Genomic DNA, 12,022 nt, shown 5'->3' with positions numbered 1-12,022 from the left:
GATCGGCCGGATCGGCTGAATCGGCCGGATCAGGGCGCCTGCCGGGTGGTCTTCGGGTCCTCGGAGCCCTCGGAGCGCTCAGCGCCCTTCGAGTTCTCCGAGCCCTTTGAGCCCTCCGAACGATCGCCCGGCTCCACCGGCTTCGGTTCCGCGTGCGGCGCGCACGCCGCGCGCCGCACCGGGAGCCGGCCCTCCAGCAGATACGCGTCGAGATAGCCATTGACGCACTGGTTGGGCCCGCCCCCGATCCCGTGCGTCCCGGCCCCGTTCTCGGTCACCAGGACCGAACCGGACAGCCGCTGCTGCAGCTCCAGGGCCCCCTCGTACGGCGTCGCCGCGTCCCGCTCGGCCGCCAGGATCAGGGTCGGCGGCAGCGCGCCCGGCAGCGTCCGTACGGCGAGGGGCTTCTGCCGCGGCTCCGGCCAGTACGCGCACGGCAGGTTCATCCACACGTTGTCCCAGGTCTCGAACGGCGCCTGGCGCGCGAGGCGCGTGTTGTCGCGGTCCCAGGTGCGCCAGTCGGTCGGCCAGGGCGCGTCGTTGCACTCGACGGCCGTGTAGACCGCGCTGCCGTTCTCCTGCTCGGCGGCCGCCTCCGGAAACGGACCGGCCTGCTCGATCAGCGGCTTCGGGTCGCCCTTCAGATAGGCGGAGAGCGCCGTGGCGGTCTGCGGCCAGTAGTCGTCGTAGTACCCGGCCTGCAGGAGTGTGCTCTGCAACTGCCCGGGCCCCACCTTGCCGCCCGCGGGCTCGGCGGCGAGCTGCGCCCGCGCCTTCTCGTAGCTGTGCAGCACCTCTTCGGGCGTGGCGCCGAGCCCGTACACATCGTCGTGCTTGGCGATCCACGCGCGGAAGTCCGCCCAGCGGGTCTCGAACGCGGCCGACTGGTCGAGGTTGTTGCGGTACCAGATCTTGTCGGGGTCGGGGTTCACCGCCGAGTCGAAGACCATCTTCCGGACGTGCGAGGGGAAGAGGGTCGCGTAGAGGGCACCGACATACGTCCCGTACGAGGCGCCCATGAAGGTCAGCTTCTGCTCGCCGAGCGCGGCGCGCAGCACGTCCAGGTCGCGGGCGTTGTTGAGCGAGGTGTAGTGGCGCAGGGCGCTGCCCGAGCGCTCGGCGCAGCCGCGGGCGTACGCCTTCGCCTCCGCGATGCGCTCCTGCTTGTACGACTCCGAGGGGTACGTCGGTGCCTGCGAGGGCGCCTTCACGAAGTGCTTCGGGTCCTTGCAGGACAGCGGGGCGGAGCGGCCGACCCCGCGCGGCGCGTAGCCGACGAGGTCGTACGCGCCCGCGATGCGCTTCCACTCCGGGAGGACGCCGATCAGCGGGAAGTACATGCTGGAGGCGCCCGGGCCGCCGGGGTTGTAGACGAAGGCGCCGTGTCGGGGCACCTTCCGCTTCGAGTTCTTCGCGTCCTTGCCGGTGGCCCTGACGCGGCTGACGGTCAGCTTGATCTGCTTGCCGTCCGGATGGGCGTAGTCGAGGGGCACGGTGACCGTGCCGCACTGCAGGGTGCCCGGAAGGTCCTGCTCCTTGGCGCAGTTCCCGAAGTGGATGCCCGCGGCCGCGGCGCGCTCGGCGGCGACGGCGGTGCCGCGCATCTCGGCGGCGCCGGCCGGGTTCTGCCAGGCGGGTGCGCCAGCCGCTGGGGCACCGACCGCTGCTGTGCCGACTGTTGGCTCGCCGACCGCCGGGGCGGCGACGAGAGCGGTCAGGAGCAAGGACCCTGCGGTTCCGTGGAGGACGGCAGTTCTCATCGAGAATCCCTTCAGCACGCGGCAGCGACAAAGGGGATGTTTCGTTTGACGGTTGGCGAAGTAAAGCACCGGCCGCCGGTGTCGGCGCCTATGACCCCTATGCGCTCCCTGGGGCGCCCCTCAGCCCCTCCGCAAGCCTCTTTGCGGCCCTTCGGAAGGTCGCCAACCCGTCGCTAGCCCCTTCGCTCGGCGCTGCGGTCGCGGTGTGTGAAGGCCGCGCGCAGGTCCGGTTCGCCGATCGCGCGGATGCCGCGTACGGCGACGGAGGTGAGGTACGTACGGTCGTCGCCGGTGTCGTCGCTGTGCCGGGCGAGGGTGCCGAGCAGTCGCTGTCCCGCCGGGGACGCCCAGCGCGTGTACGGGTGGACCTCGATGCGGGCGATGGCGAGGCAGCTCAGCGTGAGGACGAGCGGAAGCGCGAACCAGACGACGACCGGGACCTCGTTCCCGGTGGTCTGGGCGGGCAGCATCAGGGCCACGGCACCCAGCGCGAGGACCGCCGCCGCGGCGGCCTGCACCTGGCGGACGGCTCCCGCGACGGTGGTGCGGGCGCCGTCGGGCACGGCGAGCCCCACGGCGACGAGGTGGTCGGCGAGATGGCGCACCGAGTCCGCGGCGGCCGCGGTCGCCCGGACCGGCGCTATCCGGGACTGGCCCTCCGGGCCGATGGCTCCTATGACCGAGCGCTCCATCTCGTCGCGCCCGCGCGGGTCCACGACGGTCGCCCAGCCGGTGTGCGCGAGCAGCAGCCGGCGCTGGCGGGCCATCGAGACCAGGGTCAGATCGGCGACCCGGGCCGGTCCGCCGGACAGGAACGCCGCCTCGTACAGCGTGAGGTCGTGCCCGCGCGCCGCGTCCGCGTCGACGGCCGCCGCGCGTACGGCGGCCAGGCACAGCCGGGTGCAGGAGATGCCGGCCGCGGCCCAGGCCAGGAGCAGGAGAAGGACCCAGAACATGGCGTTTTTCTATGCGAACGGCCGGGCGGACGCCATGGGTTATTCACTATATGGACGGAGCGTTGCGGGTATGTGACGTTCCGCTTGTCGCCGGTTGGGCCCCATGGAGCCCTGGGGAGGCCTGTGAAGCCCTGTGTGGCCCCTTGGAGCTATGGGGTTGAAGGGGGTTTGGCGCGCGACGCGGCCGGAGGCATGGGGTAGCCCGAAGACGGCGTCACCGGGATCGGCGAGTCCGGGGACTGCGTCGGGCCGGGCGGGGCCGGGGAGTTGGTGAGGGGCGGCGGGCTCGCGGTGGCCGCGTCCTCGGCGAGGGCGTCGAAGTCGACGTATCCGGTGGCTTCGAGGACCTTGATGTGGTCGAGCACGGTGGTGTTCGCGTCGTCGGCGAGGTCGCGTACGAGGGAGTTGCGGGTGTTCGCGCGGACCTGGGCGACCACGGAGAAGACCTTGCCGTGGGCTTTGCGCAGGATGTTCGCGAACTTCCGGTCGTAGTCCGTGCCGTGCGCCGCGTCGAGCGTGGCCAGCCACTGACGCTGTTGCGGGTTGGGCTGGTTGGGCAGTTCGAGGCTGAGCCGCGACGCGACATTGCGGACGCGCGCGTCCAGGAACGTGTGGCCCTCGATGAGGTGCCCTCCGGCGGTCCGTACGGCCTGGGTGGTGCCGCGCTCCTGGGCCTGCTGGCCCGCGGGCAGCTCCCACAGGCCGGCCAGCCGGACCTTGGTGATGAACTCCCGGTCCAGGGTCGACAGCGGACCGAACTGGGTCGACACGGTCTGTGCGTTCAGGGTGTCCAGGCCGGTGCCGGAGCGGTCCGCGTACGACCAGATCGGAAAGACCAGCGCGACGAGGGTCGCCGTGAGGCCCGTGATGATGAGCCCTGTTCCACTGACCAATCCGGTGCGGTTGATGGATCGCATGGTGCCTCCTGTTGCGGCACCGCACGCTAGTGCGCTTCGGGTGCGGGTTGGCATATTACTGCGAGCGCTACGCCAACTGCCGTACGAGGAGAACGGGTTGAGCGGTGGGTGGAAGGCGCCGGATGCGGTATTTCGGGCGTACGCCAGACCATCCGAAACCCGTGGAATCCGGACGCGCACAGCACCTTCACAGACGGCGGTGTTAACCCCGGCACACTCTGCGGCGGTGCGGGCCGCCGCGCGCGTACTCGGCCGTGCCGAGGGGTCGCCGCACCCGTACTCAGCGGCGCAGCAGCACCCGCCGTGTGGCGCGGGCCAGGCGGGCCGTGGGGCGCTGCGACAGCGGGGCCGGGCCCGAGCGCTCCAGCCACCAGTCGCGCAGCCGGCGCCGGGTCTCCGCATCCTCCGGGAGCCCCGCGAGGAGCAGCTGCTCGGCGAAGTCGAGGGCGTCGCGCCGGTACCCACCGGTCATCGGATGCCTTTGCGCATACGCGAGGAACGCCGGCCGGTAGCCCTCTGCCAGGATCTCCGGCAGCTCCGCGGCCACCTTCGCCACGACATCCGCCCGCTTGGCGGCAAGCGCCCGCGCCTGCACCCCCAGCCGCACCCGGTCGAACCCCTCGGGCACGGGGGTTCCCGCCACGAGCGCGGACAACAGCGCGGTCTGCGCGAGAGCGAGCCGCTGCCGGGCGGGACCGGTGTCGGCTCCGTCTTCGCCGGAGTCAGGGGCGGTCGTCGCCGAGGGGCAGCTGTCCGCTGCCCGAGGGACCTCCCCCGCCTTTTCCAGGGTTCCCTGTATCGCCGCCAACTCCCGCTCCAGCTCACCTGGTTCGGGGAAGTTCTCGTCCCGCTCGAGGAGGACCCCCGGCGGGCTCACGCGGGAGGCGAGGTCCGCCAGGATGTCCAGGACCGCCCGGGGGACGGGGTGGGCGTGGCTGTCGTGCCAGACGCCGTCGCGTTCGAAGCCGCCCGCGACGTGGACGTAGGCGATGGCTTCGACGGGGAGTTCGGCGAGGGCCTTTGCGGGGTCCTCGCCGCGGTTGACATGGTTGGTGTGGAGGTTGGCGACGTCGATGAGGAGGCGTACGCCGGTGCGGTCGACCAGGTCGTAGAGGAACTGGCCCTCCGTCATCTCCTCGCCGGGCCAGGAGATCAGCGCGGCGATGTTCTCCACCGCGAGAGGCACGGGCAGGGCGTCCTGGGCGATACGGATGTTCTCGCACAGGACGTCGAGGGCGTCCCGGGTGCGCGGGACCGGCAGCAGATGCCCGGCCTCCAGCGACGGCGACGCGGTGAGGGGACCCCCGGCCCGTACGAACGCGATGTGCTCCGTGACGAGCGGCGAGCCCAGCGCCTCGGCCCGCTCGGCGAGCGCGGTGAGGCGGGACTCGTCCGGGCGGTCCGCGCCGCCGAGGCCCAGCGAGACCCCGTGCGGCACCACGGTGACCCCGCGCTCGCGCAGCCGCAGCAGCGACTCGGGGAGATGCCCGGGGCACACGTTCTCGGCCACGGCCTCGACCCAGTCGATGCCGGGCATGCGCTCCACGGCGTCGGCGATCTCCGGCCGCCACCCGATTCCCGTCCCCAACCGCTTCAGCTGCTCCATGTCCCCTCCTGCGTCACAGACCTCGACCAGACCCTGCGTGTCGTCTCCTTACGACGGACTGTGTTCCGGCGTGACGGAGTCATGGCCCCGGGACCCGGGGCCGAACCCAGGGGAGGGGACGTTCAGAGCAACATTTGAGGTTCCGCACGGCTACTGGAGTACGTGGTCCGAGTCCGTGGGCTCCGGTCGGCTGGTGTTGATGTCCGCGCCGACCTGCGGCTGCGCCGACGGGCTCGACGAGACGTTGACGCCGTTGCCCGGCTGGACAGGCGGCGCGGAGGCCGCCGACGCACCGACGGTCGGCGCCGGGGGGCCGGTCGGGCTGGCGGTCGACGTGGCGGCTGCCGCGTTGGCGATGGCGTCGAAGTCGACCTCGCCGGTCTTCTCCAGCATCGTGATGTGGTCGAGCACGGTCAGGTTGGCGTCCGTGGCGAGCTGGCGCACCAGCGTGTTGCGGGTGCTGTTGCGGACCGCGCCGATGGCCGGAAAGATCTTGCCGTGCGCGGCCCGCAGCAGGTTGGCGAACTTCTGCTCGTACTCCTTGCCCGACGCCGCGGTCAGCTCCTTCAGCCAGCCCTGCTGCTGCTCGTTCGGCTGGTTCGGCAGCTCGACATTCAGCTGGGCCGCCACGATCCGCACCCGCTTGTCGAGGTCGGTGTGGCCGACGATCAGGTGGTCGCCCGCCTCCTTGATCGCCTTGGTGGGCGCCCGCTCGATCGCCTGCTGGCCGGCCGGCAACTCCCAGAGGCCGGCCAGTCGCACCCGTACGATCAGATCGCGGTCGGCGGCGGACAGCGGCCCCCAGCGTGTGTTCACGGTCCCGGCCGCGAGATTCGCCTGGCCCGTGCCCGCACGGTCGGCGTACGACCACACCGGGAACGCGAGCGCGCCCACGGTGGCGACGAGTGCCGCGATGACGAGGGCCGTACCGTTGATACGCCGCAATTGTGCCTCCCCGGGCAAACCAACTGGTCGTTGGGAACCTTTACTTGGCCAGCGCCAGGGGGTACGTGCGGGACGGCGGTGTTGTTCAAACGCCGTGGCGGGGCGTGCGGAGCAGCTCGGCGGGGACGACGGGCGGGCTCCGCTAGCTCGTCGGCGGCCACTTCTCCGGGTCCCGGCCCAGCAGCCGCAGCGCCTCGTCCAGCGGGTCCGACCCGGCCGGCCCCTCGAGCACGGGCGCGAACGCGAACCCCGGCCCACGACGCGCCGGATCCGTCGGCACGCGGCGGGCGACGGCCAGCGCCGCGTCGAGGACATGGCCCGGCAGGTCGAGGCCGGCGCCGAGCGCGGCGGCCACGTCCCACGCGTGCACCACGTAGTCGATGAAGTGAAAGCCGACGGCCCGCCCTCCGGGGAACTCGCCGCCCAGCTCCGGCAGCGCGAACTCCCGCTCCGTGACGCCCGGTTCGGCGAACGCGGCGAGCACGGCGGTGGCCGCACCCCGATACGTCCGCCCCGGATCGCTCATGTCCTCCGGCTCCCGCCAGTACGCCGCCTCGCGTCCCGTTCCGCGCGCGGCCGCGGCGAACCCGTAGTGCTGCGCGGCCATGTGCGCCACCAGCTGCCGCAGCGTCCACCCCGCGCAGGGTGTGTCCCGCTCCCAGTCCGCCTCCCGCGCCAGTGCCACGACCCTGAGCGACTCGTGCACGGCGATCCGGTCGAGCTCGACGATGTCCGGTCCAGTCGTTGTCATCCGGCCTCCTCGGTGAGGGGACGAGCATAAAACTAAGCGAACGGTCGTGCTAGTTGTTTCAGTAGGCCGCGCGCTTCGGCCCTCGTGTTCAAGTTGCGTGCGGATTACGGGACTTCGGGCACCCGGGACGGATCCGTCGCCGCCGCGCGCAGTCGGGAGCTGATGGCGACGCGGGCCCTGCGATAGGCGACCGTCTCGTTGTGCAGGACGGAGACGGCGTTGGCCGTCTCCATCAACGCGATGAGTTCGAAGGCGAGTTGGGGTGCGTCCGTGTCGGGATGGAGGTCGCCGAGGTCGCGGGCCTCCGTGACGGTGCGCTCCACGTGGTCCGTCCAGTCCCGCTGGGCGCGTACCACCGCGTCGTGCACGGGCCCCGACCTCGCGTCGAACTCGGCGATGACCTCGTAGAAGAAGCAGCCGCCCGGGAAGACCCGGCGCTGGGAGTAGTCCAGCCAGAGCTCGCACAGCCGGAAGACGCGGGCGATCCCGGCCGGGGTCTGGGCCGTGGGCCGGATCACCTGCTCGACGTAGATGCGCGCCGCCTCCCGCACGGTGGCCAGTTGCAGCTCCTGCTTGGAGCCGAAGAGCGCGAAGACCCCGCTCTTGCTGAGCCGGAGCTCGGTGGCCAGGCGTCCGACGGACAGGGCCTCCAGTCCCTCGACGGAGGCGATGTCGACGGTGCGGCGGAGCACCAACTGCCGTGTGCGGTTGCCGCGTTCGACCCTGCCGTCCAGCCGGGTTCCGGCCATCGTGACCTCCCCATGTCCACGCCTGTGCGAAGAGCCTAGCCCGGGGGCTCTGTCAGGCCGCGAAGAGCAGGGCGGCGCTGACGAGGACGGCGACGGCGGTGGCGAAGTGGATCCCGAAGGCGACGGCCTTGGTGCCGCCATGACGGAGCACGATCAGCGTGTCGCCGAGCGGGGCCAGCGCCACCACCAGCATGAACCACGCCTCGGCGGTGGCGCCGGCGAAGGCGAGCAGGGCCAGGCCCAGGACGCCGAAGGTGGCGTCGCGCAGGCCCTTGATCTCCAGATAGGCGGCGTCGCCCTGCGGCTTGGCGGGAACGCCGTAGCCGGCGGCGGCAAGCCCCGGCTGCAGCAGGAACCGCGCGCCGATGAAGAGGACGAGGAGGTCGAGCACGATGGCAAGGCCGTAGGCCGTGGGAGTGAGCACGTCGGATCTCCTTGCTAGCAGCGCTAGGGACAAGAGCGAAGCTAGCATAGCGCCGACACAAATGCTAGCGGTGCTAGAATCACTGTCATGTCGATCCAGACGCGCCGAGAGCGCGAACGAGCGGAGCGCGAGCGGCTGATCGTCACGGCCGCGCGGGAACTGGCCGAGTCCGAGGGCTGGGACGCGGTGACCACACGTCGGCTGGCCGCCGAGATCGAGTACAGCCAGCCCGTGCTGTACAGCCACTTCAAGGGCAAGGACGCCATCATGGCCGCCGTCGCCGTGCAGGGCTTCGCCGAGCTGGCGGCGGAACTGCGGGCGGCCCGCGCGTCAGTATCGGATCCCGGCGCGGCCCTCGCCGCCGTCGGCGCGGCCTACGCGGAGTTCGGTGAGCGACGCCCCGCGCTGTACGACGCGATGTTCACGCACGCCGTCGACCTGCCGTTCGCGACCCCCGAGGCGCCGCCCGCCCTGTGGGACGCCTTCGGCGAGCTGCACCGGACCATCGAGCCGCTCGCGGGGGACGACGACCCGGGCATCCTCACGGAGACCTTCTGGAGCGGGCTGCACGGACTCGTCACGCTGATGCGCAGCGGACGCCTGCCGCGCGAGGGCCACGACCGCCGACTGGCCCTCCTGATCGGCCACTTCGCCCCGCGAGGGTAAGGGGGACGGGAGGCCATCTGAGGGTAACGGGGCGGGAGGCCCTGCGATGGCAAGGGGGCGGGAGGCCCCGCGAGGGTAAGGGGGACGGCGCCCCCCGCGAGGGTAAAGGGGCCGGGAGCCTCAGCGGCGCAGCGCCGGGTGGTCCGCGACCACCGTGCACGACCCCGGCGCGATCTCCGTGAAGCCTGCGTCGCGGACCAACGGGAGCCCGGAGGTGGTGAGTTCACCCCAGCGGGCCGGGTCCGCGGTGCGCACGGCGAGCGCGAAGCCCGCGTCGCGCCAGGCCGCGCGCTCCTCGTCCGACAGCTCCCACCACGCCAGTTGGGCGCCGTGGCCTGCCTGTGCCATCGTCTTGCCGGCCGACATGTCGAGGTCGGGGTTGAGCCACAGCACCGGCGCCGTCGGGTCGGCGTCCACCGGCGGCTCCGGGTCGTCGAGGTCCGTGCCGGAGACCTGGAGCCGGGCCAGGTCCTTGGGCCAGCCGTCCAGCGGGACCGGCGGGAAGACACGCACCTCGGCGGACTTCCCGGTCACGGTGATGCCCGGCAGCGCCTCGGCCCGCCGCCACTCGGCGCCGCGCGCCCGCCGGACGACCTTGCGGATCCGCGCGTCCTGCCAGTCCCGAATCGCCTGCGCCCATTCCCCGTCGCCGCGCGACCGCTCGTCGCCGAGGACGGTCAGCACGGCGCGGGCCGCGGTCTCCAGCGCGTCGGTACGCGCCGGGGGAGCGGCCTTCTCGATGCGCACGACCAGGGGCAGCACGAACTGCGGTGCCTGGTCGCGCGCGGTGCGCTCGGAACGGAAGGGGCTGTCGCCGGGAACGGAGGGATCACTGGTCACGTCCTCCAGTCTGCCAGGCGGAAGATCGGATCTTCCCCGGGCGGCCGTGACGACGAGCGAGGAGGGGCGCCATGGGACGTGAGCTACGGCTGAAGGGGGTCGGCCGTCGTTACGGCATCCACGAGCCCTGGGTACTGCGCGGCGTGGACCTGGCGGTGGCCCTCGGCACGCTGATCCGCGTCGAGGGCGCCAACGGCACCGGAAAGTCCACCCTGTTGCGCCTCCTCGCCGGGATCGACGCGCCCACCGAGGGCCGGATCACCGGGCGCCCGCGCTGGGGGTCCCCCCACGCCCTCTAGGCAGTGGGGGAATACGTCCCCGAGCGCTTCCCCGCCGCCCTCCCCTTCACCGCCTCCGGGTACCTCACCCACCTCGGCGCCGTCCACGGCCTGACCCGTACGGCCGCCGCCCGCGCCGCCGAGGAGTGGCTGGAGCGGCTCGGCGCCGCCGCGTACGCCCGTACGCCCATGTCGGAGCTGCTCGTCCTCGACGAGGCCTGGACCGGCCTCGATGTCGCCGCCCGCGCGGAACTGGAACGCGCGGTCGCGGAACGCACCGCCGCCGGCGGTGCCGTCGTCTTCGTCGACCACGACCCGAAGCGCCTGGAGGACGCGACGTACACGGTGATCGACGGATCCCTCAACCGCCGTACGGACAGTGTCACTTCGGCGGTGTCCGGACCGCACGTCGTCGTCGAGGCCGAGGGCCCGCCGCCCGCCGAAGCGACGAGCAGGCGCTCCCCGACGACGAGCGGGCACTCCCCAAGGACGAGAACGTCGTACCGCACCTCGAAACCGAAAGCCGCCGATGACCGCCCTCCTCCGCTACCAGGCCGCCCTCCTGCTCCGCTCCCAGCGCTGGTTGTCGCCGTGCATCCTGTACGCGGCGTTCCTCGCGATCGGTGTGCAGAGCGGCCAGCCGGTGCTCGACTCGCTCGGCTACTCGGCGGCGGCCGTGCTCATCGGGGCGGCGGCGACCTTGGTCGTCACGGTGATCAGCGATCCGACCAGTACGGACCACCAGAAGCGGATGCCGGTCCTCGCGGCGGGCGCTGCCGGACTCCTCGCGGCGCTCGTCTGCGCGCTGCTCGGCACGGCCGTCGGCGCGCTCACGACCTGGCCGCTGCTGCGCTCGCCGGGCCGCGCGGTGCCCGCGATGCTGCTCGCGGCGCTCCTCGCGCTGGTGCTGACGGGCTCACCGGCCCACGTGGCGCTCACCGACCTGATCACCGGCTCGCAGGAGGGCAGGGTCCCCGCGCCGCTGCTGCCGCTGGCGGCCGCCGCGGGCGGCGCGCTGCGCTCCCCGCTGGTCAGCCCGAGCAGGCGGTGCGCTGTGCCTCCTGCCACTCGCAGACGGGGCACAGCGTGATCCCCTTGTACGACTCCGGGTACTCCGTCGGTTTCCGGCACAGCACGCACTCCGCGTACGGCGGCCCGTCCGCCTTGGGCGGCCTGGTGGCGTCGATCGTGCAGTAGTCGTCGCTCATGCCGTCAGCGTACGAGGCTCACCGCCGACCGCTCGCCGCCCCGATCAGCTCCGACACCTTCACGAAGCGGTACCCCTTCTTGCGCAGTTCGGGAACGATCGTGCGCAGGGCCTGCTCGGTCGCCGGCGCCGCACTGCGCGTGCAGTGCATCACGACGACGGACCCAGGCTTCACGCCCTCCAGGACCTGCCGCGCGACCGCGCCGGAATCCGTCGCGAACGCGTCCCCGCTCACCACGTCCCACTGCACGGCGGTCACCCCGGCCGCGCTCAGCGTGCGCAGCGCCCGCTGGTCGTAGCACCCGCCAGGGAAACGGAAGTACGGCATCACGTCCTTCACCCCCGCCTTCTTGAAGGAGGCGAACGCCCGCTCCACGTCCGCCCGCATCCTGTCCTCGGACACGGTCGGCAGCCCGTAGCAGTCGTCGGTGAAGGCGTAGTGGCTGTACGAGTGGTTGGCGACCTCGAACAGCGGGTCCTGCCCGATGTTCTTGGCCTCCTGCGGATACTCGTCGGCCCACCGCCCCGTCATGAACACGGTCGCCGGCACCTTGAACGCGCGCAGCGTGGCGATCAGCTCCGGATTGTCGAAGCGCTCCCCGGCCGCCGCCCGGGGCCCCTGATCAGCGGTCATGTCCGCGTCGAAGGTGAGCGCGACGGTCTTGTCCTGGGTCCGGGGACCGTTCTTGAAGACGGGGGTCAGCCCGGCGGGGCCGGGAGCGAGCGTCGGGGGCCGCGACGACGCGGCACTGGCGGACGCGGGGTGCCCTGGCCGGGCGGCGTGCGGGGTCCCGGGGGCACCACAGGCGGCGAGCGCGATCCCCAGGGCGCCGAGGGCGCAGGTTGCGGCGAATCGTCGTACAGGAATGATCACCGTATGAAAATATCCGCGCAAATGTGATTATTCGTCCCTTTCGTACGCG

General features: G+C 72.1%; 13 protein-coding genes and 1 pseudogene. 3 read left to right on the top strand and 11 right to left on the bottom strand.

Annotation, left to right across the window (positions count from 1 at the left end; genetic code table 11):
* Window positions 1-29: 29 nt before the first annotated feature.
* The 8 genes from ACFY0T_RS20910 to ACFY0T_RS20875 form a co-directional block, all read right to left on the bottom strand.
* Window positions 30-1,760, bottom strand: coding sequence for an alpha/beta hydrolase (locus ACFY0T_RS20910; protein WP_388872413.1), 1,731 nt, complete (start codon window positions 1,758-1,760; stop codon window positions 30-32).
* A 173-nt stretch (window positions 1,761-1,933) separates the two neighbouring features.
* Complete coding sequence (locus ACFY0T_RS20905; RefSeq protein ID WP_388872410.1) at window positions 1,934-2,716, bottom strand: TIGR04222 domain-containing membrane protein; 783 nt, start codon at window positions 2,714-2,716, stop codon at window positions 1,934-1,936.
* A 149-nt stretch (window positions 2,717-2,865) separates the two neighbouring features.
* Window positions 2,866-3,633: a DUF4142 domain-containing protein gene (locus tag ACFY0T_RS20900; protein ID WP_388872407.1), complete on the bottom strand. Its 768-nt coding sequence runs from the start codon at window positions 3,631-3,633 to the stop codon at window positions 2,866-2,868.
* Window positions 3,634-3,913: 280 nt separating this feature from the next.
* A complete protein-coding gene (locus ACFY0T_RS20895; protein WP_388872404.1) occupies window positions 3,914-5,239 on the bottom strand; it encodes a DUF692 domain-containing protein in 1,326 nt (441 codons plus the stop codon).
* A 150-nt stretch (window positions 5,240-5,389) separates the two neighbouring features.
* Window positions 5,390-6,184 carry a DUF4142 domain-containing protein gene (locus ACFY0T_RS20890; protein ID WP_388872400.1) on the bottom strand — a complete coding sequence of 265 codons (795 nt, stop codon included), beginning with the start codon at window positions 6,182-6,184 and terminating at the stop codon, window positions 5,390-5,392.
* Between the two features lie 142 nt (window positions 6,185-6,326).
* Complete coding sequence (locus tag ACFY0T_RS20885) at window positions 6,327-6,935, bottom strand: TIGR03086 family metal-binding protein (protein WP_388872397.1); 609 nt, start codon at window positions 6,933-6,935, stop codon at window positions 6,327-6,329.
* A 104-nt stretch (window positions 6,936-7,039) separates the two neighbouring features.
* Window positions 7,040-7,684, bottom strand: coding sequence for a TetR/AcrR family transcriptional regulator (locus ACFY0T_RS20880; protein WP_388872395.1), 645 nt, complete (start codon window positions 7,682-7,684; stop codon window positions 7,040-7,042).
* A 52-nt stretch (window positions 7,685-7,736) separates the two neighbouring features.
* Window positions 7,737-8,108: a DUF4267 domain-containing protein gene (locus ACFY0T_RS20875; RefSeq protein WP_388872392.1), complete on the bottom strand. Its 372-nt coding sequence runs from the start codon at window positions 8,106-8,108 to the stop codon at window positions 7,737-7,739.
* An 87-nt stretch (window positions 8,109-8,195) separates the two neighbouring features.
* On the opposite strand from ACFY0T_RS20875, the gene ACFY0T_RS20870 reads away from it, so the two are divergent.
* Window positions 8,196-8,774 (top strand): TetR/AcrR family transcriptional regulator, encoded by a 579-nt coding sequence (locus ACFY0T_RS20870; RefSeq protein ID WP_388872389.1) that lies wholly within the window; start codon window positions 8,196-8,198, stop codon window positions 8,772-8,774.
* Between the two features lie 120 nt (window positions 8,775-8,894).
* Here ACFY0T_RS20870 and ACFY0T_RS20865 read toward each other — a convergent pair whose 3' ends face one another.
* Window positions 8,895-9,614, bottom strand: coding sequence for an aminoacyl-tRNA hydrolase (locus ACFY0T_RS20865; protein ID WP_388872388.1), 720 nt, complete (start codon window positions 9,612-9,614; stop codon window positions 8,895-8,897).
* Window positions 9,615-9,685: 71 nt separating this feature from the next.
* Between ACFY0T_RS20865 and ACFY0T_RS20860 the strand changes: the two are divergent.
* Together ACFY0T_RS20860 and ACFY0T_RS20855 are read left to right on the top strand one after the other, a co-directional pair.
* Window positions 9,686-10,489 (top strand): annotated as a pseudogene (locus tag ACFY0T_RS20860) (ATP-binding cassette domain-containing protein); the annotation flags it as partial.
* A complete protein-coding gene (locus ACFY0T_RS20855; protein WP_388872385.1) occupies window positions 10,422-10,982 on the top strand; it encodes an ABC transporter in 561 nt (186 codons plus the stop codon). The pseudogene ACFY0T_RS20860 and the gene ACFY0T_RS20855, both read left to right, overlap by 68 nt.
* Here the strand turns inward: ACFY0T_RS20855 and ACFY0T_RS20850 are convergent.
* Together ACFY0T_RS20850 and ACFY0T_RS20845 are read right to left on the bottom strand one after the other, a co-directional pair.
* Window positions 10,924-11,100 carry a hypothetical protein gene (locus ACFY0T_RS20850; protein ID WP_388872382.1) on the bottom strand — a complete coding sequence of 59 codons (177 nt, stop codon included), beginning with the start codon at window positions 11,098-11,100 and terminating at the stop codon, window positions 10,924-10,926. The two genes, ACFY0T_RS20855 and ACFY0T_RS20850, sit on opposite strands and share 59 nt — an antisense overlap.
* An 18-nt stretch (window positions 11,101-11,118) precedes the next feature.
* A complete protein-coding gene (locus tag ACFY0T_RS20845) occupies window positions 11,119-11,973 on the bottom strand; it encodes a polysaccharide deacetylase family protein (protein ID WP_388872379.1) in 855 nt (284 codons plus the stop codon).
* Between the last annotated feature and the right edge of the window lie 49 nt (window positions 11,974-12,022).

It is taken from the genome of Streptomyces sp. NPDC001530 (assembly GCF_042894545.1).
Taxonomy (GTDB): Bacteria; Actinomycetota; Actinomycetes; order Streptomycetales; family Streptomycetaceae; genus Streptomyces.
The sequence above is the reverse complement of the archived record's forward strand: the minus strand, read 5'-3'. Positions and strand labels throughout refer to the sequence as shown.

Bases quoted from the DNA above. Each gene is read 5' to 3' on its own strand.
- ACFY0T_RS20910 (WP_388872413.1), bottom strand. From the start codon at position 1,760: ATGAGAACTGCCGTCCTCCACGGAACCGCAGGGTCCTTGCTCCTGACC.
- ACFY0T_RS20905 (WP_388872410.1), bottom strand. From the start codon at position 2,716: ATGTTCTGGGTCCTTCTCCTGCTCCTGGCCTGGGCCGCGGCCGGCATC.
- ACFY0T_RS20900 (WP_388872407.1), bottom strand. From the start codon at position 3,633: ATGCGATCCATCAACCGCACCGGATTGGTCAGTGGAACAGGGCTCATC.
- ACFY0T_RS20895 (WP_388872404.1), bottom strand. From the start codon at position 5,239: ATGGAGCAGCTGAAGCGGTTGGGGACGGGAATCGGGTGGCGGCCGGAG.
- ACFY0T_RS20885 (WP_388872397.1), bottom strand. From the start codon at position 6,935: ATGACAACGACTGGACCGGACATCGTCGAGCTCGACCGGATCGCCGTG.
- ACFY0T_RS20880 (WP_388872395.1), bottom strand. From the start codon at position 7,684: ATGGCCGGAACCCGGCTGGACGGCAGGGTCGAACGCGGCAACCGCACA.
- ACFY0T_RS20870 (WP_388872389.1), top strand. From the start codon at position 8,196: ATGTCGATCCAGACGCGCCGAGAGCGCGAACGAGCGGAGCGCGAGCGG.
- ACFY0T_RS20855 (WP_388872385.1), top strand. From the start codon at position 10,422: ATGACCGCCCTCCTCCGCTACCAGGCCGCCCTCCTGCTCCGCTCCCAG.
- ACFY0T_RS20850 (WP_388872382.1), bottom strand. From the start codon at position 11,100: ATGAGCGACGACTACTGCACGATCGACGCCACCAGGCCGCCCAAGGCG.